General features: G+C 52.2%; 18 protein-coding genes. 8 read left to right on the forward strand and 10 right to left on the reverse strand.

What is annotated here, in order from left to right:
- Nucleotides 1–52 precede the first annotated feature (52 nt).
- Nucleotides 53–724, forward strand: a complete 672-nt coding sequence (locus ACEPST_RS08725) for an HAD-IA family hydrolase (RefSeq protein ID WP_204121821.1) — start codon at nucleotides 53–55, stop codon at nucleotides 722–724.
- Here the strand turns inward: ACEPST_RS08725 and ACEPST_RS08730 are convergent.
- Nucleotides 678–1070: a DUF488 domain-containing protein gene (locus ACEPST_RS08730; RefSeq protein WP_204121822.1), complete on the reverse strand. Its 393-nt coding sequence runs from the start codon at nucleotides 1068–1070 to the stop codon at nucleotides 678–680. The genes ACEPST_RS08725 and ACEPST_RS08730 overlap by 47 nt on opposite strands.
- A gap of 56 nt (nucleotides 1071–1126) precedes the next feature.
- Between ACEPST_RS08730 and ACEPST_RS08735 the strand changes: the two genes are divergently transcribed.
- Entirely contained in the window at nucleotides 1127–1756 is a 630-nt protein-coding gene (locus ACEPST_RS08735; RefSeq protein ID WP_204121823.1) for a DNA-3-methyladenine glycosylase, read from the forward strand.
- A gap of 59 nt (nucleotides 1757–1815) precedes the next feature.
- Nucleotides 1816–2664 (forward strand): helix-turn-helix domain-containing protein, encoded by an 849-nt coding sequence (locus tag ACEPST_RS08740; protein WP_203637835.1) that lies wholly within the window; start codon nucleotides 1816–1818, stop codon nucleotides 2662–2664.
- A 92-nt stretch (nucleotides 2665–2756) separates the two neighbouring features.
- On the opposite strand, the gene ACEPST_RS08745 is transcribed toward ACEPST_RS08740, so the two are convergent.
- The 3 genes from ACEPST_RS08745 to ACEPST_RS08755 form a co-directional block, all read right to left on the reverse strand.
- Complete coding sequence (locus ACEPST_RS08745) at nucleotides 2757–3476, reverse strand: demethylmenaquinone methyltransferase (protein WP_204121824.1); 720 nt, start codon at nucleotides 3474–3476, stop codon at nucleotides 2757–2759.
- Between the two features lie 668 nt (nucleotides 3477–4144).
- On the reverse strand, nucleotides 4145–4939 hold the full coding sequence (gene map / locus ACEPST_RS08750; protein ID WP_204121825.1) for a type I methionyl aminopeptidase: 795 nt from the start codon (nucleotides 4937–4939) through the stop codon (nucleotides 4145–4147).
- Between the two features lie 1149 nt (nucleotides 4940–6088).
- Nucleotides 6089–6262 (reverse strand): hypothetical protein, encoded by a 174-nt coding sequence (locus tag ACEPST_RS08755; protein ID WP_164511281.1) that lies wholly within the window; start codon nucleotides 6260–6262, stop codon nucleotides 6089–6091.
- A gap of 188 nt (nucleotides 6263–6450) precedes the next feature.
- On the opposite strand from ACEPST_RS08755, the gene ACEPST_RS08760 reads away from it, so the two are divergent.
- A complete protein-coding gene (locus ACEPST_RS08760) occupies nucleotides 6451–7869 on the forward strand; it encodes an MFS transporter (RefSeq protein ID WP_204121826.1) in 1419 nt (472 codons plus the stop codon).
- Between the two features lie 62 nt (nucleotides 7870–7931).
- On the opposite strand, the gene ACEPST_RS08765 is transcribed toward ACEPST_RS08760, so the two are convergent.
- Nucleotides 7932–8375, reverse strand: coding sequence for an ASCH domain-containing protein (locus ACEPST_RS08765; protein ID WP_203643195.1), 444 nt, complete (start codon nucleotides 8373–8375; stop codon nucleotides 7932–7934).
- 282 nt (nucleotides 8376–8657) lie between these two features.
- Here ACEPST_RS08765 and ACEPST_RS08770 point away from each other — a divergent pair, with 282 nt between their 5' ends.
- Entirely contained in the window at nucleotides 8658–8966 is a 309-nt protein-coding gene (locus ACEPST_RS08770; protein ID WP_020089766.1) for a DMT family transporter, read from the forward strand.
- Nucleotides 8967–8981: 15 nt separating this feature from the next.
- On the forward strand, nucleotides 8982–9365 hold the full coding sequence (locus tag ACEPST_RS08775; protein ID WP_395390659.1) for a DMT family transporter: 384 nt from the start codon (nucleotides 8982–8984) through the stop codon (nucleotides 9363–9365).
- An 87-nt stretch (nucleotides 9366–9452) separates the two neighbouring features.
- Here ACEPST_RS08775 and ACEPST_RS08780 read toward each other — a convergent pair whose 3' ends face one another.
- The 3 genes from ACEPST_RS08780 to ACEPST_RS08790 all read right to left on the reverse strand — a co-directional run bounded on the left by ACEPST_RS08780 (nucleotide 9453) and on the right by ACEPST_RS08790 (nucleotide 13026).
- Nucleotides 9453–10271, reverse strand: a complete 819-nt coding sequence (locus ACEPST_RS08780; protein WP_203643191.1) for an SDR family NAD(P)-dependent oxidoreductase — start codon at nucleotides 10269–10271, stop codon at nucleotides 9453–9455.
- Nucleotides 10272–10285: 14 nt separating this feature from the next.
- Nucleotides 10286–11137, reverse strand: coding sequence for a quinate/shikimate dehydrogenase (locus ACEPST_RS08785; protein ID WP_204121828.1), 852 nt, complete (start codon nucleotides 11135–11137; stop codon nucleotides 10286–10288).
- A gap of 656 nt (nucleotides 11138–11793) precedes the next feature.
- Nucleotides 11794–13026, reverse strand: coding sequence for an MFS transporter (locus ACEPST_RS08790; RefSeq protein WP_204121829.1), 1233 nt, complete (start codon nucleotides 13024–13026; stop codon nucleotides 11794–11796).
- 494 nt (nucleotides 13027–13520) lie between these two features.
- Between ACEPST_RS08790 and ACEPST_RS08795 the strand changes: the two genes are divergently transcribed.
- Together ACEPST_RS08795 and ACEPST_RS08800 are read left to right on the forward strand one after the other, a co-directional pair.
- Complete coding sequence (locus tag ACEPST_RS08795; RefSeq protein WP_204121830.1) at nucleotides 13521–14405, forward strand: LysR family transcriptional regulator; 885 nt, start codon at nucleotides 13521–13523, stop codon at nucleotides 14403–14405.
- A 643-nt stretch (nucleotides 14406–15048) separates the two neighbouring features.
- Nucleotides 15049–16767 (forward strand): phosphoenolpyruvate carboxykinase, encoded by a 1719-nt coding sequence (locus tag ACEPST_RS08800; RefSeq protein WP_204121831.1) that lies wholly within the window; start codon nucleotides 15049–15051, stop codon nucleotides 16765–16767.
- A gap of 404 nt (nucleotides 16768–17171) precedes the next feature.
- On the opposite strand, the gene ACEPST_RS08805 is transcribed toward ACEPST_RS08800, so the two are convergent.
- The gene (locus ACEPST_RS08805; RefSeq protein ID WP_204121832.1) at nucleotides 17172–17783 is read right to left on the reverse strand and encodes an ATP-binding cassette domain-containing protein; all 612 of its coding nucleotides are present in this window, start codon (nucleotides 17781–17783) and stop codon (nucleotides 17172–17174) included.
- Nucleotides 17783–19789: a hypothetical protein gene (locus ACEPST_RS08810; protein WP_395390660.1), complete on the reverse strand. Its 2007-nt coding sequence runs from the start codon at nucleotides 19787–19789 to the stop codon at nucleotides 17783–17785. Before ACEPST_RS08810 ends, ACEPST_RS08805 begins: the two co-directional genes overlap by 1 nt.
- Between the last annotated feature and the right edge of the window lie 250 nt (nucleotides 19790–20039).

Genomic DNA, 20039 nt, shown 5'->3' on the forward strand with positions numbered 1-20039 from the left:
CCGGTAAGGCGCCAGCAACGTCCAACCACTTGGCTAAATAGGGGGAACTAGCATGGCGAAAATTCAAGGATTTCTTTTCGACCTCCACGGCGTGATTGCCGATTCTTGGCAGTATCATTTGGCGTCCTGGCAGGCCATTGCGGCCGAACTGGACATTCCGTGGACGACCAACTTGGCCGAGGTGTTGCCCGGCATGAGTCGCCTGGGTTCCCTGCAAACGATTCTGGCTTCGGCCAACCGGCAAGGCGCGTTCACGCCGGCGGAAATGCAGAAGATTACGGATCACGAAAATGACCTGTACCGGCAGTACGTGGCGGCCATGACACCAGCCAATCGGTTACCCGGGGTCACGGCGTTTCTCAACGAACTCGTCGCGGCCGGGTATCCACTGGCCTTGGCCTCAGCCTCGACCAACGCGCCGGCCGAAATCGAACGGCTCCAGTTGACGCACATCTTTAAACACATCGTCCCGGCAGGCAGTCTCAAGGCCAGCAAGCCGGCCCCAGACGTGTATTTGGCAGCGGCCCGGTTGCTAGATTTACCGGCCACGGCCTGTGTCGCGTTCGAAGACACCGTGACCGGGGTGCAGTCGGCCAAGCGGGCAGGATGCTTGACGGTGGCAATCAACGCCGATCCGTTACCCGGCGCCGATGCCCAACTACCCAGCACGGCGGCGCTTAGTCTGCCAGCCGTGCTGCAGGCACTCGGTCAGCCAGACGCTTAAGCACGAAGGCCTTGAGAATGGCGGCCTGGTTGTGCGTTTCGTCCTTGGCGCCGTACAGGAAAATGACGTCCTGCGTGGCCAGTTGGGTGGCAACGAGGTCTAAAAAGTCAGGTAACGCGGTGTTGGCTGCTAGTTCTGCAAGGTATTTTTCCTGAAAGGCCGGAAACTTTTCCGGCTCGTGGTTGAACCATTTGCGCAGCTCGGTCGATGGCCCCATGTCCTTTTCCCAGGACGCGAGTTGGGCGTTGACCTTTGAAATGCCGCGGGGCCAGAGTCGATCGACCAGCATCCGATAGCCGGCTAAGTCAGCGGGCTTAGTGTAAATCCGTTCCAATTTTATTGCCATATTTGACCATCTCCATGCGTCAATTCTACCATAGCGAAAGGGAAGCGAGAAAAGTCATGACAGATTCGTTAGGCGACTTCTATACGGGGCGGCCCACGGCCCAGATCGCCCAAGAGTTGCTGGGCCATGAATTAATTTATCAAACGCCGGCAGGCACCATGAGCGGCTGGATCGTTGAAGCCGAGGCCTATCTCGGGGAACAGGACACGGCTGCACACGCGTTTAATGGCCGCTACACGGCGGCTAACGCGGCGTTGTATGATGCGCCGGGGACCATTTATATTTATATTCTGCGGGGGTACTACATGCTGGACGTGGCGACTCAGGCGGCCGGCACGCCCCAGGGAATCCTGATTCGGGGCATCGAACCCCACCGGGGCCTGGACCTGATGCAACAACACCGCGACAAGCCACTGCCGGATGTGACCAATGGTCCGGGCAAGCTGACGGCGGCGCTGGGCCTGCAGTCCAAGGACCTGAACCGCACGATGTTGGGCGCCAACAATTTAACGATTACCCCGACGATAACCCGCCAGCCGCGCCAGGTGACCGCCACGTCACGGGTCGGCGTCAGCGATGGGAGCTGGCACGACCGGCCCCTACGCTACATCGTGGCAGGGAACCCCTTTGTTTCCGGCAGTCGCAAACGGGATTGGGACCGCGAAAATCATGGCTGGCAGAGCTAGGCGTTAGGGCCATTTGTTGTTATAATAGGTCCATAACGTTTTAAGGGATGGCACAAGTAATGAATATTGATATATTTATCGAAACGCGTAAACGGCTCCACCTTTCCCAGGACCAGCTGGCGCAGGGCATCTGTACCCAGGCCACGCTCAGTAAGTTCGAACGCAACGGCAAGGTGCCGTCACTCAAGATTTTGCTGCAACTCTGTGACCGGCTCGAGCTGACGTTAAATGACCTCTTCCCGCTCAACCACGATGAAGACTCTGTCCGTTCCCAAGCGTTGGAACAGGCGGAATTTCAGTTGTTGGTCGGGGAATACGATGCTGCCCAGGAGAGCCTGGCCAAGTTGGGCGATCCGGCCAGCGGCACCCTGAACTTTCAAATGCGCTTTTACTTTATCCGCGGCTACGTGACGGCCCTCAACGGCGGGAGTATCGCGGACGCACTGTATGATTTCTCACAAATTTTAAACCGCTTTGACGAAGGCCACCACTCGATGTACTCGCTGTTGGCGTACACCGGGATGGGCGTGGCCTACGATCAAGATGGCGACACGACACGCGCCGAATTCTACTTTAACAAGGTGGCCAGTGAGATTCACAACCTGACCTTTAAAAACAATCACAACATTTGGCGGTCCCTGAACATCATTTACTACACGGGCCAGTTCTACGGCCAAACGGGGGACCTCAAGGCCAGCGATGAGCTGTTAAATTACGGCGTTCAGGTCTGCGCCCGGTATCACGTGACCTACTACCTGGCTCGCATCCTGTACCAACGCGCCATCAATGCGCGGGCCCAGGACGGGGATGTGGCGGCCATCAAGCAGGACTTGCAAGATGCCGCGGCCTTTGCCCGGTTGAACAGCAACGAGAAACTCTTGAAGCTGATTGCGAAATTTGATATCTAAGTGATTTTTACCGCAAACGCTTAGGCAGTAAAACAAATAAGGTATTCCCATTATTTCAACGCTAATGGGAATACCTTATTTTTGTGATTATTTTAGCGGTAGGGCTTCGTGCCCAAATGGACCGCCGCCGCGCCTAGATTGAACTGGTGGTAGTGGACCTGTTGGAGGCCGGCCGTACGAAACATGGTGGCTAATTCCGTCACCGTGACGAATTTGTGTGTCGACCGTTGCAGGTAGTTGTAGGCCTGATAATGATGGGCAAAACGGCCCATCAAGGGAACCACGTGGCCAAAGTACAGCTGCCAGCCGGCATGAATCACCGGATTAGTGGGTTGCGACGTTTCCAGGCAAACGACTTGGCCGCCGGGCTTGACGACGCGCGCCATTTCCCGGAGGACCTGGTTGGCGTCCGGCACGTTGCGCAGGCCAAAGCCAATCGTGACCACGTTGAAACTGTTGTCCGGGTAGGGCAGGTGCATGGCATCGCCCTGACGCAGCGTGATGCGGTCGCTCAGGTGGGCCGCGCGGACCTTGCGGCTGGCCTCTTGCAGCATGACGTCGCTAAAGTCTAAGCCCACGACCTGGCCGGCGGGACCCACGGCTTGCGCCAAGGACAGGGTCCAGTCGCCCGTGCCACAACAGAGGTCGAGCGCAAAGTCGCCGGGCCGTAGCGTCATGGCGTTCATCACCTGTTGCCGCCAGATGCGGTGGGTTCCTAGACTGATCACGCTGTTCATTTGGTCGTACTGTGGGGCGATGTGGTTGAAAATGTCTTGCACCTGGTCTTCGGGTGTCTGATTGGTTAAAGCCATACAAGCCAACCTCCTAATTAATATTTGGGTTAAACAATTGTCGTTGTCAGCGCCTCCGGGCTGGTGAAAATGGGCCGTGGCGCTGTGGGCGCACGTCTGGAGCCAAAGGGCGGTCTCCAGACTTACTTTGAGCCTCATAGACCGAGTCTCAAAGATAGCAGTTGCCTAAGCGGGGAACCCGCTAAGGCAACTCCCACGGCTGAGCCCATTTTCACCAGCCCTGCGGCTGACACTGGTTTGACCCGTGACGTGGATGATTATTTATCTAATTGGTCTTGCTTGGTTTCCGCTTGGCTTGTGGTGGCTTATACGGCTACGTAAGCTAAGTAAAACATGCAAGACCATCGATACGGCCGGGCACCTTGGCTCGCCTCTGGTCACTTCCACGACCGGCCCAGTTTTCCCAGCCCTGCGGCTGACACTGGTTTAGCCCGTGACGTGGATGATTATTTATCCGGTTGGTCTTGATTTCCGCTTGGCTTGTGGTAGCTTGTCCTGCTACGTGAGCTAAGCAAGTAGGCAAAATACCTTCCCAGTAATGTCAATCATTCTGTTCTTAATGAGCTTATCTTTGTTCTACACATAGCAATGACCTTAGTGTAAAACAAAAGAGTGAGGAAACCAATCCTCACTCTCATTTTTTAGCTTAATCGGTCAAGCCTAGCTGATTAGAGCCGGTATTTTTCGTCGATGTCGTCGTCTTGTGACGTTAAGATCTTAGGACCGTCGTCAGTGATGACCAGGGTGTGTTCGTATTGGGCGGACAGGGAGCCGTCAGCCGTGACGTAGTAGTCCCATGACTTGTCAGCCGTTTGGCGCGTGGCAATTTCCCAAGTCCCCAAGTTGATCATGGGTTCGATGGTGATGGTCATGCCGGCACGTAACCGCAGGCCCTTGCCAGCTTCCCCGTAGTTGGGAACGTTTGGTTGTTCGTGCATGGTTGGTTGAATCCCATGGCCAATCAATTCACGGACGTCGCCCATGTGTTCTTGGCCTTCCGTGTAGGCTTGGATGGCGTGACCAATATCACCGATTCGGTTGCCGACAACGGCTTGGTCGATACCCAAGTAGAGGGACTTCTTGGTGACGTCCATCAGGTGTTGGGCTTCAGGACTGATCTTGCCGACAGCGTAAGTCCAGCAAGAATCACTTTCAAAGCCGTCCAGGTTGACGGTCATGTCAACGGCCACAATGTCGCCTTCCTTAAGCAACAATTCCTTGCGGGGGATGGCGTGGGCGACTTCATCGTTCACACTGACACAAGTGGCATACTTGTAGCCTTCAAAACCCTTTTCGGAAGGCTTGGCCCCATGTTCTTCAATGTACTTGTTGGCAAAACGTTCAATTTCCCAGCTAGAAATACCTGGCTTAATGATGTCCCGTAAGCCCTTGTGGACACCAGCTAAAACGGCACCGGATTCGGCCATTTTCTCAATTTCACGGTCTGATTTAATGGTTATCAACGTGTTACCTCCTAAAATTTGTATCTACTTCTAATGTACACCAATTTCACCTTTTCAGCGAATTATGCGGCTAAAATCTTTTTGAAATTGGTTTGGTACGGATTCACTTGTCGTTGTCATCGCCTCCGGGCTGGTGAAAACTGGGCCGTGACGCTGTGGGCGCACGTCTGGAGCCAAAGGGCGGTCTCCAGACTTACTTTGAGCCGCTAAGAAGCGCGTCTCAAAGATAGCAGTTGCCTAAGCGGGGGACCCGCTAAGCCAACTCCCACGGCTGAGCCCATTTTCACCAGCCCTGCGGCTAACGTGGCAGGTAATCCGTAACATAGAGTTGGCAATCAGATTTTTACCGCAGTCGGTTGTGGTTGTTAATGTGATAACTGTGTGATGACCGCGTAGGGTGATGGGCTGGTGTGAAAGCCTAGTCCATCGACACAGCCGGGCACCTTGGCTCGCCTCTGGTCACTCCCACGGCCGGCCCAGTTTTCCCAGCCCTGCGGCTAACTTTGCAGTTAATCCGTAACAATGAGGTGGCAATCAGATTTTTACCGCGGTCGGTTGTGATTGTCAATGTGATAACTGTGTGATGACTATAGGTTGGGACCAGGAGCTTTGAATTGTTGGTGTTAACGGGTAGACAACGCTGCCTCACCGCCATATAGAAGTGCCAACGACCAAATCCTTTAGCGCGTGTTAGGTCAGCGGACAATCTGTTGGAACCGGAGGCGGGCAGTCCCGGAGACTCGGAATTCACGGTTCGAAGATATCAGTTGTTTACTTGTTGATCTGCAATAAGGCGTCGACGATAAGATATTTATCGTGATGGCCTTGGAGGGAGAAGAGATGGTGAGCGTGGTTGAAAATGGGTTCGCAATCGTGAGTGACCAGAGGTGGGCCAAACTGACCAGCTGTGTCGGTGGCCTTGGCTGGAGTTCTTTTCCAGCCTAGCCCACGGGACAACCTTTGAGACCGATTCTCAGGCTCAAAGTTGAGGTGGAAGCCCGCCCTTTGGCTGGAACCGGCCCCATAGCAGGGCAGTTTGAGCCCGCCGCCGGGAACGGGGCTGACCCGCCGCAGGTGGAAACCGGGTTTTCGCAACCTTGCTTCGCACCAAAAGAAAAACCGGACGCTGGGCGTGTCCGGTTACGGCAACTAAGCCTTCAAGCTGGTGATCTTACCAGTGTTGACCTGTTCCAAAATGCGTTTGGCTTCGGTGATTCGGGCATCGCACAAGAAGTTCATGGCGTTGTCTTTTTCATCCTTAGCCCGGTTCATTTGTTCCGTTAGAAAATCAATTTCATCGGTTAAATATGCTACTAAGTCCATTATTTGCCCTCAATTCTTTGCGTAGTCCGCAACGGGTCATCCCGTTTAATAATCCCATTGTACCAAAAATTACCCAATAAGTAACTTCGTTCAACAAGGGTCACGGGTTTGGTTTACAGCGCGCGGGAAAAGGACTAGGATAGAAGTCAGTTAATAATGTTTCTAAAGTAGCAAGAGGAGTGAGAGAAGTGCAGGAAAAGGCAATCGATTTACAGGGAAGAGCGTACAGCCATTTAGCATTTATCTGGACGCTGCTGGCGGGGACCTTCACCATGTCCATCAGCCAGTCGTCACTGTCCACGGCGTATCCCACGTTGATGAAATACTTCAACGTGCCAGCGTCAACGGTCCAATGGCTCACGACCGGCTTCATGCTGGTGATGGTGGTCATGATGCCTGTCAGTCCGTGGCTGTTAAATAACATCCGCTTTCCGGTCTTATTTGTCAGCGTGCTGGCGTTATTTGACGTCGGAACGTTCATCATTTATTTGGCAACCAGCTTTCCGTTGATGATGCTGGGTCGGGTGATGGAGGCCATGGCGGTCGGCATCATGTTCCCGTCGTACCAGACGGTCATGTTGCGGATCACGCCGGAATCCCAGCGGGGCGGTGTCATGGGCTTCGCCGGATTAGTTATGGGGTCAGCGTTAGCGGTCGGCCCAATCATTTCCGGTATCGTGTTGCGCTACACCACCTGGCAGGGGCTGTTCGTCGTCTTCATGGTCATCATCACGATTGTATTCCTGGTCGCGTTGAAAACCATCAAGGATGTCATGCCGCAACATAAGGCCAAGCTGGACTACTGGTCCGTGCTGAGCAGTGTCGGCTTCATTGGTATCCTGTACGTCGTTAACCAAATTGGGAAGACGGCAGTTAACTGGACGGCCATGGGCGCGCTACTGGTCATCAGCTTACTGGCGGTCGCCTACTTTGTTTATCGGCAATTTCACGTCGACGCACCGCTCCTGGATTTACGCGTGCTGAAGACGGTTAATTTTGACCTGGCCGTGCTCTTGACCGGGGCGTCTTACATCGCCTTGATTGTGGTCACGATTGTCTTTCCGCTGTACTACCAAGAAGTGCTGGGCATCTCGCCGTTTGCTTCGGGGATGGCGCTGGTCCCTGGGGCCGTGGTGCTGAGCCTGTTAAACCCCGTTACCGGAAAATTGGCGGATAAAATTGGCTTCAAGGCCACGATGCTGACCGGGATGAGCATGATTGTGCTGGGCTGGCTGTGGTTGACGCTGGTCGGTGGTCAACAGTCGCTACTGGCGATGATCTTAACGGCCACCTTGATTGAAGGCGGCAATGCCTTCGTCATGATGCCCGCGGTCACGTTGGGGGCCAACTCCTTGCCTGACCAGTTGATCTCCCACGGGACGGCGGTCATTACCACCGTGCGGCAGATTTTGGGGTCGACCGGGGTCGCCGTGGCTACTTTGATTCTCGCCACTGTTACGGCTAGTCATTTGAAGACGGCGGGTCACGTGGCGGCGAACCTCGCCGGCTATCACGCGGTCTTTGCCACCTTCCTGGCGGTCGCCGTGGTCGGTTGGATCTTCGCGGCTATGTTGCGTGACGGTCGGAAGACTAAGGCCGCTGCTTAATTTTGAAATAAAAAAGGAGTCGTCCCACACAGTTCGTGTGAGGCGGCTCCTTTTCTGCCAGCTTAATCCACGCGTTCAAAGACTTCGCAGAAGCAGGGAATCTGCTCGTTGAAGGTGCGGCCCATCTCGTGATAGGCAGCGGTGAAGAAGGCGCGGTGTTCCCGGCGCCACGTGGTCAGTGTGCGGTCGTCCTCACCCTCGTGGTAGGCGTGCTCCCGGGTGACTTGGTCAAAGGGCACGACCTCGGTGACCTTGGTCTGCGTGATGCAAACGGGTTGGTCGTGGGCGTCTAAAATGACGTTGTACTCGCCCACAAAGGGGAGCGGTTCATCGTCTTCATAGAGGTCGAGCGCCGAGGTCGTCGCGGTCTTCTGGCCGATTTTAATCAGGTGCGCCAGCAGGTCAGCGGATTCGTCGGTTGCGCCAAAAGCATAGGTGTCGTGATGCGTCGTGGTAATTTCGGGGTGAGCAGCTTTGAAGTGCTGCCAAAAAGTTTCAACGTCCATGGGAAGCCTCCTAAATAGGTATTGGGATTACTGTACGCTATCTGGGGAGGTTAGTCTAGGAGACTTTGGTTAGCGATGACGGCAAAATGGTGGATGGCCTAGCCCAATTTTAGGGTTGCCAGCTTTGAAGTTAAGCTGACAGCACGGTGCTTCGCTAAATGGCTAGATAACGCTATCCCTTTGTCACAAAACTGTAATCAGCCAGGCGTATCTTTTCATTGCCTTTTGCTTAAAGTTTCTTTAGAATAGGACCACAGCGAAAATTTTAGCGAGGTGATAGATATGGCATACGTATTATTGTTCGGTGGTATTTTTATGGAAGTTGTTGGCAGCTTTTTCTTGAAGCAAGCAAACGGGTTTCGGAATTTAATACCCTCGATCATGGTGTTAGTGGGGTACTTTAGTTCATTGATTTTGGTGACACTCGCCATGCAAAAGCTTCCATTAGGGGTGACGTATGCCATGTGGGCAGGTCTCGGCACAGTGGCGACGGTTATTTTGGCCGTTGTGGTGTACCGGGAACGACTCAGTCTCAGCCGAATCAGTGGCTTATTGGCCATTGTTGTTGGCGTGATTCTATTAAATAGCTAAAAGGGGGTCTGCACGATGCGGGCATGGTTACAGTTGGTATTCGCCATCGGTGTCGAAATTGTCGGGACAAGCTTGTTGAAATTCTCAGATGGGTTCACTCATCGGTGGATTGGGATTGCGGGGATGTTCCTCTACGGGCTAGCAATCTTTAGTTTCTCATTGGCTTTACGGCAGCTCCCCCTCAGCGTGGGCTATGCGGTCTGGGCTGGCGTCGGCACGGCCATTACTGGTCTGATCGGCGTCTGGGCCTTTGGTGAGGTCTTGACGGGATTTAAAGTGGTGGGGTTTATTGCCATTATCATTGGTGTGGTTTTATTAAATCAACCCGTCAAGGTGAGCAGTCCGCGGCCAGTTAGTCCATGGGTCCAGCGCTTACGTTCACGGACCTCGAGTCATTGATCAGTTAAATTAAAATATGAAAAGCACCGATTCGTTTTTCTCCAACCTGTGGGAGAAACGAATCGGTGCTTTTAGTCTGGTTAAATATTAGTGGGTTTCCGCAAAGCCGCGGCGGCCACCGGGCTTGGGAATCTGATTCTGCATCATGACGCTGAAGCCGCCATCAATGGCGAGACCGGCTGCGTTGATGTAACTGGAACGGTCGCTGGCCAGGAAGAGGATGGCGTTAGCGATGTCGTCGGTCGTCCCGATCCGCTTGCTGGCGGTCAACGTCTTCCGGCCCTTTTCAACCTCAGGGTCCGCGTAGAAGGCCGCCGACATGGGTGTCTTGACCAGGCAGGGTTCGAGGACGTTACTGCGGATACCGAACATCCCCCATTCAGCGGCGACCTGCTTCGACAGCATGTTGACGCCGGCCTTACTGGTACTGTAAGCGCCACTATAAGTTTCAGGAATATCGCTGGCAACCGTGGAAATGTGGACGAAGGTCCCGTGTTTCTGTTCAATCATTAATTTACCAAATTCGTGGGTGACTAAGTAGTAGCCGTTGAGGTTAACATCCAACACTTGTTTCCAGGTGGCGTAATCCAGGTCTTCCAACGGATCGAATTTTAAAATTCCCGCGGTGTTGATGACAACGTCAACGTGGCCGAAGGTGTCCTTGACTTGGTCAACGGCGCGCTGGACGCTGGCTTCCTTAGTGACGTCACAGGTGACCGCCAGTCCAGCGATGTGGTATGTGTTGATCAGATTGGTGATCAGGTCAGCCGTTTTGTCTTGGTCCATATCCAGGGCGACGACCGTGGCGTGTTGCCCGGCCAACGCCTCACAAATTTTAGCGCCCATGCCACCGACGGCACCGGTGACGACGCAAACTTTTTCTTCTAAGCCTAACCATTCTGCCATGTGAATTTCCTCCTCTAAAGTGACATATCTTTCAGCGGCATCTCTTGCCCGGTCCACAGCTTAAAGGCTGCGGCACCTTGGTTGAGCAACATGCCCTGACCATTGATGACGTGCGCCACGTGGGCCTGGTTAGCCACGCCCATGAGTTTCGTCACGCTAGGTGCGTAGACGGTATCAAAGACCGTCATGTCTTGATGGAACCAACTCGGGTCGTCCACCAGCGTTTTGTCGACGAGCTTACCCATCCCCAAGCCGGTCGCATCGGTGTAAACGTCGCTCTCACTGATGCTTTGCTTAAATTGGTCGCGGTCCTCTAGGGGATAGAAGGTGGCGTGGCAGTCGGTCTGTTCGTTAATGATTTTGACGATGTGTTGGGCGTTTTTGACCGAGGGGTCGTTGATGTTAAAGACGTTCAACGTTTTCAGTCCAGAAAGTGCGGCCTGAATCGCAATGGGCGTCCCGGCACCACCGACGCCAGCCAGCGTCATGGTTTGTCCGGCGAGACTGACCCCGTCGTCCTTTAAAGCCTCCACAAAACCAATGCCATCGGTCGTGTAACCGGTGAGCTCGCCATCGTGGTTGACGACGGTGTTCACGGCGCCAACCAGTTCAGCCGTCTTATCGAGGTGGTCCAGCAGGGGAATCACGGCCTGCTTGAACGGCATGGAGACGCTGGCCCCCAGCATTTTAAAGGCGCGTAACGCGTTGACCGCAGCGGGGAGCTGGTCGGGTTCGACGTCAAAGGCGAGGAAACGCGCGTTGATTTCATCTTGGTCAAAGGCTTCGTTGTGCATGGCGGGGGACTTGGAGTGTCCGGCGGGATGCGCGATCAAGCCAACTAATTTTGTATGTCCATCAATTTCCATAAATGAGACCTCCAAATAGGTTTAAATCGGATTAGTTCTAGTTATTAAACGGATGTTAGCAGCGCCTCCGGGATGGTGAAAACTGAGCCGGTACGCTGTGGGCGAACGCCCGGAGCCAAGGAGCGGTCTCCGAGCTTACTTTGAACCGCTGGGGAGCGCGTTTCAAAGATATCAGTTGTCTAAGCGGTAAACCGCTAAGACAACTCCCACGGCTGAGCTCATTTTCACCATCCCCGCGGCTAACCTTGTTTTGACTGGAACAAGTTAGTTTCAATCAACACTGGTTAGTGTTTATGCGATTGGTTCCGTGTACACACAATTTACATAGCCCGTACGGCTTACATGAGTTTAAGCGCATCAATCTATTTCAATTATTGTGGTAAGTGTTAAGCCAATTTCATGCTGAACAGATGAATCGTAAATTAAGTCTAGTCGTCAATGCAATACTATCTGACTGATTGTCATTGGCAACGCACAATCAGAGTCGTAAGACTGGCAGGTACGGAACCACCTGTGTCGGTCTTAGTAGTCCATGACTACTAAGACGGCCGTGTTTGGAGACTTGCGGTTTTTAGCGAGGCTTCAAGTGTGCCCACCGGGGTGGAGTGCCTGCCAGGCGTCGACGGCATTGTTGCGCTATTGCCAATGACCAGCAGTTAGGTCGTTTCGGCGTTGACGTGCTTGCCGATGCCGCGATGGATCAGGTATAGGTCAATCAGAATACCCACGACAGCCACACCAATAGCCACCAGGTAAGAGCCATAGTAGGCCTTGGTGCCGGCGGAAGCGTTCATGGACAGCGTCGCAATTTGTGGCCCAATCAGCGCGCCAATGGCGTAGCCGAAGAACATGATGCCGTAGTTTGTGCCGGAGAACTTTTGGCCGAACGTCTTACCCGTTAAGGTTGGGAAGACGACCAGTACACCGCCAAATGAGGCGCCGAGGATGATCAAGAACAGGGTAAAGACGGCAACGTTTTCGGCGTAGCGTAAGCCGGCCAGGCCAATAATGGTGAGGCACAGGATAATCAGCAACGTCTTGGTTTCTCCTAATTTATCAACCGCGCGACCCGTGATCATCCGGCCGAAGAAGTTGGCTAAGGTGTTGACCACGACGAAGTTAGCGGCAACGATGGGTGTCAGTTGTAATTGAATTTGCGCGATAGAGGACAGGGAGCCAATCAACATGATGCCGGCCGTACAAGCAATCGCGAAGAGGAGTAGTAACAGCCAGAAATTTAAGGAGCCCATCATTTCTTTAGGCGACTTCCCAGTGGTTGTGGGAGCGGGTTGATTGTCGTCGGACTTCGGCGTTTCGGGTGATGCCATTAACCAGCCGACTAACCAAATCAGGGCTAAGTAGGCAATCCCAATCGGCATCAAGCCGTTGGCGCCCATGGTGTCGCAGAGCCAAGCGCCAGCCTTCGCTAAGACCAGCGGCCCGAGAGAAGCGGCCCCCAGCAGCAAGCCGGAGATAGTCCCACGCTTTTCGGGGAACCATTTCAGCGTGGTCAGCAGGGAAGGGTTGTAGAGTAGTCCGTTCCCACTACCGGCGAGAATCCCAATGGAGAAGTACAGGAACCAGATGTTGTGGGCGAAGGCTCCTAAGAACCAGCCGAGGCCGAAGATGAAGCCCCCCACGTACATGAGTTTTTTCGGTGAGGAGTGGTCGATGATCCGACCGGAGAGAATCCCAAAGGCTGCCATGAAAAATTGATAGATGGTCAGCGTCAGGGCAACCTGAGAGGCCGTGGCGCTGGTTGCTTTAACCAGTGTGTCGGCGAAAACGGAAAACGCTGCGGATGCGGAACAGCAGAAGATGATGATGAAGGCCGCGGTGAAGATGAGCCGCCGGTGGCCGGATACTTGCGTCGTATGTGTTGCTTCCATAATAGAACACCGCCTTAAATAGAATGTCGCCACATTTATTATATTGTCGGGTTCAGCGCCTCCGGAAGATTGAAAATGGGATCGGAACGCTGTGGGCGGACACCCAGAGCCAAAGAGCGGTCTCTGGGATGCTTTGAACCTCTGGGGAGCGAGTTTCAAAGACACCAATGCGCTAACCCGCAAAGGCCGCGGCTAAGCGCATTCCCACGGCTGGCCCCATTTTCAATCTTCCTGCGGCTGACACGGTCGCAACTTATAAGTGTGGTCGTCTAGTTAAGGCGGCGTTTTGTTATGAGTTGGGGGTGTCTTTGATTTTAAAAACTGCGTGAGCCTGACGGGAGATAAATGTGGGGATGAATGGGAATAAGTTCGAATTAGAAAACGTTTTCTACGCCCTTTATGTTAAGGTGGATAAGGAGAAAATACCAATACCGATTGGTCGGGAATTGATAGTCAGCGGCTATAGATTGTGAACCATAGAACAGGAGGCGCCTATGAATTTAAATCAATTACGTTATTTCGAATGCGTTGGCCGGTTGGAGAACTATACACAGGCTGCCCGGGAGTTACACGTTAGTCAGCCGAGTTTGACCAATGCCATTCATAAGTTGGAAGATGAATTGGACCTGACGCTCTTTGCGAAGCAGGGGCGCCATATTGTGTTGACCCGCACAGGTAGTCAGCTCCTCCAGGTGGTCCAAAAGAGCCTACAAACTTTGGACGACGGGGTGGCGACCATCCAGGCAGCCACCGCCACACGGCCCGTCACGATTCGGGTCGGCTGTATTCCCACGGTGATTGGCACCTACTTGCCGAAGGTTTTGCATCAATTTGAACAGGCGCACACCAAGCAAATCAGTTTTGAACTTCACAGCGTGCCCACCGAGAAAATTCAGACGGGGTTGGCGGCGAAACAGTATGATCTGGGCATTGCCGCCACGGACAGTCGCGAGGCGGGGGTCCTGTACCAGCCACTATTGAAGCAGGCGTTCATTGTGGTGGTTAGCCCAGACCATCCGCTGGCGGGGCGCGAGCAGTTGGAACTGAGTGACCTCGCTGGCTACGACGTGTTGACCTATACGCCAGAGCTATTGATTGGGCAAAAGGTTCGGCGGACGCTTAAACGGCAGGGTGTGACCGACCAGCTCACGGTCAAGGCAGATTACCCCGATGAAATTTCCATTGCGGGGATGGTGCAATCGTCCCTAGCGGTCGGCCTGGTGGCGGATACGCTGTACTTAGAGGCCTTTAATTTGGTAAAAATTCCCGTCAACGTGCCCGAGGACTTACGGGTGATCTACGCCATGTATCGCGCGGATAATCCCCAGCACGACACGTTGCGTCAGTTGTTTCAATTATTTAAATCGGCGGCGGACTGAGAAGTCACTTCCCACGGGCTCCAATTTAGGCTAAAATTACCTATTAAGATACCTTGAAACGGGCCGTTGTCAGTGCCTCCAGGCCGGGACAAATGGACCGGAACGCGGTTGGCGGCCGGTCGGAGCCAAAGAGCGGTCTCCAACCTTACTTTGAGCCTCGCAGACCGAGTCTCAAAGATACCAATTGCCTAAGCAGCGAAAACCGCTACTAAGGCAATTCCAACGGCTGAGTCCATTTGTCCCAGCCTTGCGGCCAACGATGGTGAGCACCCGTTTCAAGCTATCTGAAGTAAGCCTGTATCCACGGTTTATCTTGCGTTGATTAGATTGGTCATGAAATAACCAAGTACCCAAACAACCAGTCATTAAATTAACCAAGTCAGGTTAAATAGGCAAGAACGGGTTAAACCAGTGTGAGCCGTGAGGGCGACGAAAATAGACTCAGCCGTGCGATTTTCTAAGTGTTTTGCTTAGAAAATGGTGACTTTGAGACTTGTTTTTTAGGCTCAAAGCAAGTCCCGAGACCGTTCTGTGGCTCGGGCGTCCTCCCCACCGCGTTCCAGTCTATTTTCGTCGCCCGGTAAGGCGCAGGCTGGTTCAACCCATAAAGATTAGGTTACATATATTTGAAAGGGGTTTTTGCATGCTAACACCAGAACCGATTGATTTGGCAGCCTTTTATGCCAATCCAGACCGGAGCGTGGCGGTTCTCAACTATAACGCCCGCTTTATTACCAGTATTTTTGATTTAGTGAACAGCCAGGAACTGGCCAGTTTTGTTCGGCTATTCTTGGATGAACAACGGGACAAGGTGCCGTTGGATGCTGACCCAACCGCCACTTTCAACTTGGTCTCACCCGAGGAATACTTGAACACGGTCAAGGCCATCCTGACCGATCATCCGGACGCTTACAGTCAATTCAAACCCGCCGAAATTTTGGCCAGCATTGAAGACCTGTACTCTTATTACCGGACGTACTTGCGGGTCGCCACGATGACCGTCCGTCAAAACGACGTGGTCACCAGTGAATTCATGACGATCGACCAACATTTTAACGACTTAGTTATTCGCCTCTACCGGACGATTGAAGAAAAACTTCAGGGCCACGCTAACCATGTTTATCGGCAAATTAGCGCCGGGTCGAGTGCCTGCGTCCTGTTGGAACAGGTCAAGTGGCCCGAACCCGCTGGCTACGAAAAGTTAGCCGACATTCGGTTCATTAGTCGCTTAATGCTGCGGCCACCAATGATGCTCCACACCAAGAGCAACAAGCGTAAAGGCTTATTTACCGCGACCAAGGTCAACCCGCTGGAAAACTTCAAGGGGACCGAGGACGACTGGTTCTGCTACCCCGCTAAAATTGGGGAGAGCCTGGCCTACATTTACTTCCACCGCGACTATTTAGCCTCCGGGATTGCCCTAGCCAACCTGTTCCAACTGGCCGACAGCAAGGAAATCGCCGGTAAGAAGCCCGACCTAGTCCTGTTATTTGGGACGCCGGGGGTTGCCAGTGACGAACAACCTGAGAACGGTCATTACTTCTATGACGAAGCCAACGGCATCTACGTGGGGCAGGTGCCTTACAACGACCAGACCACGTACTTTGGCTACATGAAGAAGATGTGCCTGACGCTGCACAATCTGCACATGATTGCGGGAAAGAAGCTGCCAATCCACGGGTCGATGGTCAAGATTACCTTTGCCAACGGGAAAACCAAGACGGTGGTCTTCTTCGGGGACTCCGGTGCCGGCAAGTCCGAATCCATCGAAGCGCTGCAAAACGTGGCTGACGAGGAAATTGTGAACATCGAAACGATTTTCGACGACATGGGAAGCTTTACCTTGGCCGACGGGAAACTGTACGCCCAAGGGACTGAGACGGGGGCCTTTGTCCGTCTTGATGATTTGAGTAGTGAAGTGGCCTTCAACAACATGGACCGTGGGGTTTACATGAACCCTGAACAAAAGAATGCGCGGGTCATCATCCCAGCCAACACCTGGCCACGCGTCGTTGCTCACCATGAAATTGACATGTGGGTCTACGCCAACAACTATGATGATGCCATCGGGATTCACCGGTTTGAAGATCAGGAATCTGCCAAGGCAACCTTCGTTGCAGGGAAACGTAAGGCGCTCGGCACCACCGATGAAGTGGGGATGAGCACGACCTTCTTCGCCAATCCATTTGGCCCCGTCCAGGAACAAGCCGCCACTAAGCCAGTGATCGACGCTGTCTTTGACCGGTTGTTCACGGACGACGTTTACGTCGGTGAAATCTTCACCCACCTGGGTAACGACAAGTCCCAAGACAAGCTGAACGAGTCCGCTCGCGAATTGTTGCAGGTTTTATTGAAGATGTAACCAGCTTGGCGATATGGTCCGTTCCCGCCGACGGATTCAAAGCGCCCGGCTATGGGGGCGGTTCCAGCCTAAGAATCGGGCTTACACCTCGATTTTGAGCCAAAGACCGGTCTCAAAAGTCGTCCCGCGAACTAGGCTGGAAAACGACTCCAGCCAAGGTCACCGACACAGCCGGTCACTTTGATCCGCCTCTGGTCACTGACATCGACCTAGTGAGCTTATGGTCACTAGGTTTGTGTTTGGAGGTACTTACCGCAAGTAAATCTGTCATTAACGTTAACTAAAAATCGTGCCACACCAGTAAATGGCGTGACACGATTTTTAAGTTGCGAAGAGTTAAGCGTGACTCATCAGTTGTGGTGGGTCACGCTCTTTTCTGTCTCAAGGATAGAGTTTCTACTGGGTTAGATAGTATCTAAGTGGATAATTTCATCCGCACAGTCCAGGACTGTTTGTGAGTGGGTAGCGACTATCACAATTTTACCCATTTTGGCAAAGTCGGCGAGGCTATTTAACACCAATGTTTCGTTTACCGTGTCTAATGCGCCAGTCGGTTCGTCAGCTAAGATGATTGGCGGATCCTTTAGCAATAATCTAGTTAAGGCCACCCGTTGACACTCCCCACCGGACAGCGTGTAAATTTTACGAGTGAGGTAGGTAGCGTCCAAGCCGAACTGGGCTAAGGCGTTAATCAGTTGCGAGCGCAGGTAACGTTTGGTCAGGGTTAAGTTGACCTTCACTGTCTCATCGTCAATTAACGCATAGTTTTGAAAGAGGTAGCCCAGATAGTCACGGAAGTAAATGTGGTTGGCGATGTGGGTGATATCTTTCTCCTGAAAACTGATGGTTCCAGCATCTAAGGTGTCTAATGTTGCGATGCAGTTGAGGAGTGTTGATTTACCAGAGCCTGAGGGTCCGGATAACACGTAGATTTTGCCAGGGTGAAAATGGTGCGTCAATTCTGTAAAAATGACATGTTGTTCAAAGGCTTTGGTCGCTGCTGAAATAGTTAACATTAGCTGTCCCCCTTGAGATTAGACTTAAGATGGTTCACGCTACGCTTAGCTTTGAGGAAAAGTGTGAGGAGTGTCAGGACACCAGCTACCAGATAATAGCCTAGAACGACGCGATAATTGCTCGTGACTAACAGGGTTAGTGCAAGCTCGCCGACAATCAATACCGTTAAAATAGTTGCAAATTTGTAGTGGACCTTTAAGAGTGATTGGCCAGCCAATAGGCGAATGGCATGAGCCTGTTGGTAGATTCCCAGGTAAAGGGCACAGGTCAGAACGCATTCAAATAGGAACAAGTCAATTAGCAAGACGAGAATGCTCGTTAACCGAAAGACCTTTTCGCGTTGCGCTTGGTAAAGTTTTCCTGCATAGCTCTTGATGTTCGTGTATCCACCAATATTTTTGTATAGCCCCAGTGCCGTTAATTGGCGATTCAGTTGGTGATAATCGCTGAAGCTGAACGCCCCTTGTGAGAGCATGGAATTCCAAAGCCGGTCAGCATTTTCGTTGTCGCCGCCCAGTGATTGCGGTGAAACCACCACGATCACTGGGTCGGGAACTCTGGCATCATAGTAGCCTAAATCCAAGCCATCTGGGTTGTAGGTCAACTGGTGCTGGTGGGCCTGGAGCAGTTGGGTTTGCGTTCGAACCTTTGCCGACATGTGTTGTAAGCCTAGTTGATCAATGTAGGCATGAGTTAATTTTTGTTGTTGATGGGCTAGCTTTTCTGGTAGCAGAATATGGGTGGTGGCATCGTTGTTGGCAAAGTGGAGGTGCTGACCGGACTGACTCTTAACTGAATTGCGGCGCAGATACTCGGCATTGACGATCAGGACGTTGCCACCGTTATAGACATCCGAATAATCGTTGAAGTCTAAAGTAGGCCGTTCGTCAGCCGCATTGTAGCCGGCGTAGTTCGAGATAAGGCCGTGATGGTGTGCTGCCCAAGCAACTAGTTGGTAAGTTTGTTTGTCTTCGTTTGCTTGTTCTTGGGCGGTAATATTCAGGGCGAGACTCGGTGAGTAGCGGTTTGGTAGGCTGGACCAAGTGCCAACCTGTTTCTTGATAGCCTGATTTGTTAGGAGCTGTTGACCTAATGACAGTAGCGTAAACAGGACGATTAATTCCGTGACAACTTTCACCATCAGAACAATCACCAAGGTCAATTTACTTTTGGCGTGGCCTTTGATGGTTGGCAGAATAGTCGCGGGGCGATAGGACCAGGTCCAAATCAGACCGGCAATGAGATGCACCAGCAGTTGGGTAAGGTACATAAGTAAGGCGAAAAAAGCAGTTAGCCAGAAAGTCCCTAGATGATGTGTCCAGAACAGACTGATAGTCAGAAGACCACAAACAAGCGTGTAACAGGCAAGGAAGAAGCTCTGGTCGTGAACTAGGGTACGCTTGAAAATAGTCCATTTTGTTAGCCCTTGAAGTAACTGAATATTAGCTGCTCTTAACGCTTTAAAGTTGTGAATCACTAAGGTTAGGAATAGTAGTAGTAAGGTTAAAGCTAAGAAAATACTGCCGTCACTCTCGAGCAGAAAGTCCATGATTTGTGAAAGCCAGTTTTCCGAAGAGCGCGAGAATCCAAGTCCAAGGGATTTTAGTTCTTGCTGCATGGACTGTGGATTGATGTGGCCAAAAACATATAAGGGGTAACGCAGGTCACTGGTTAAAAATTCAGAGTGTGAAGCGAGACTTGACTTTGGAATCTGATTTTGTGAAAATTGCTTAGCCGTTCCCAAGACGTAAAAACTTTGGTGAGCGTGGTCATTCGTAGTGGGAATCCAGAAGGCCTTCACCAGATTGATTCGGTGGTGATTAGCGAAGTCTTCTAGTCGTTGATTAATCTCGTTAGGTGTAAACTTCTTAGAGGTGCTCGTGATGTTGTACGGTTGTTCTAGAGTTGAAAGTCCTGTGGAGCTAGCTGATTGACTGAGACCCCAGAGTAAGAGGCCAAAACATAATGAAACGACAATTAGAATTGAATTCTTAATGATCTTCAAGTAGAGCCTCCCTAGAATTTGTGGCGTCAGTGATTTACTGCTAAAGGATAGGATAGCTTTATTTCAAAAAATGTACAACCCTATTAACCTTATATGACGAGCACTATATAATTTGTTTAATAAGGCGATTACTGATACGCCGCGTTTAATCCGATAAAAAGCTGAAAATAGAGAACGACAATAAAAATTTATTGATAGTTTAAACTGAAATAACTACAAAATAAAAATCGTGCCACACCAGCAAATGGCG

The sequence above is a fragment of the Levilactobacillus sp. FUA 3915 genome, assembly GCF_044053135.1.
In the GTDB taxonomy this organism is placed as follows: Bacteria; Bacillota; Bacilli; order Lactobacillales; family Lactobacillaceae; genus Levilactobacillus; species Levilactobacillus lanxiensis.

What these genes read in the sequence shown, in the direction of transcription:
- ACEPST_RS08725 (WP_204121821.1), top strand. Translation starts at nt 53, where the DNA reads ATGGCGAAAATTCAAGGATTTCTTTTCGACCTCCACGGCGTGATTGCC.
- ACEPST_RS08730 (WP_204121822.1), bottom strand. Translation starts at nt 1,070, where the DNA reads ATGGCAATAAAATTGGAACGGATTTACACTAAGCCCGCTGACTTAGCC.
- ACEPST_RS08735 (WP_204121823.1), top strand. Translation starts at nt 1,127, where the DNA reads ATGACAGATTCGTTAGGCGACTTCTATACGGGGCGGCCCACGGCCCAG.
- ACEPST_RS08740 (WP_203637835.1), top strand. Translation starts at nt 1,816, where the DNA reads ATGAATATTGATATATTTATCGAAACGCGTAAACGGCTCCACCTTTCC.
- ACEPST_RS08745 (WP_204121824.1), bottom strand. Translation starts at nt 3,476, where the DNA reads ATGGCTTTAACCAATCAGACACCCGAAGACCAGGTGCAAGACATTTTC.
- ACEPST_RS08755 (WP_164511281.1), bottom strand. Translation starts at nt 6,262, where the DNA reads ATGGACTTAGTAGCATATTTAACCGATGAAATTGATTTTCTAACGGAA.
- ACEPST_RS08765 (WP_203643195.1), bottom strand. Translation starts at nt 8,375, where the DNA reads ATGGACGTTGAAACTTTTTGGCAGCACTTCAAAGCTGCTCACCCCGAA.
- ACEPST_RS08770 (WP_020089766.1), top strand. Translation starts at nt 8,658, where the DNA reads ATGGCATACGTATTATTGTTCGGTGGTATTTTTATGGAAGTTGTTGGC.
- ACEPST_RS08775 (WP_395390659.1), top strand. Translation starts at nt 8,982, where the DNA reads ATGCGGGCATGGTTACAGTTGGTATTCGCCATCGGTGTCGAAATTGTC.
- ACEPST_RS08780 (WP_203643191.1), bottom strand. Translation starts at nt 10,271, where the DNA reads ATGGCAGAATGGTTAGGCTTAGAAGAAAAAGTTTGCGTCGTCACCGGT.
- ACEPST_RS08785 (WP_204121828.1), bottom strand. Translation starts at nt 11,137, where the DNA reads ATGGAAATTGATGGACATACAAAATTAGTTGGCTTGATCGCGCATCCC.
- ACEPST_RS08790 (WP_204121829.1), bottom strand. Translation starts at nt 13,026, where the DNA reads ATGGAAGCAACACATACGACGCAAGTATCCGGCCACCGGCGGCTCATC.
- ACEPST_RS08795 (WP_204121830.1), top strand. Translation starts at nt 13,521, where the DNA reads ATGAATTTAAATCAATTACGTTATTTCGAATGCGTTGGCCGGTTGGAG.
- ACEPST_RS08800 (WP_204121831.1), top strand. Translation starts at nt 15,049, where the DNA reads ATGCTAACACCAGAACCGATTGATTTGGCAGCCTTTTATGCCAATCCA.
- ACEPST_RS08805 (WP_204121832.1), bottom strand. Translation starts at nt 17,783, where the DNA reads ATGTTAACTATTTCAGCAGCGACCAAAGCCTTTGAACAACATGTCATT.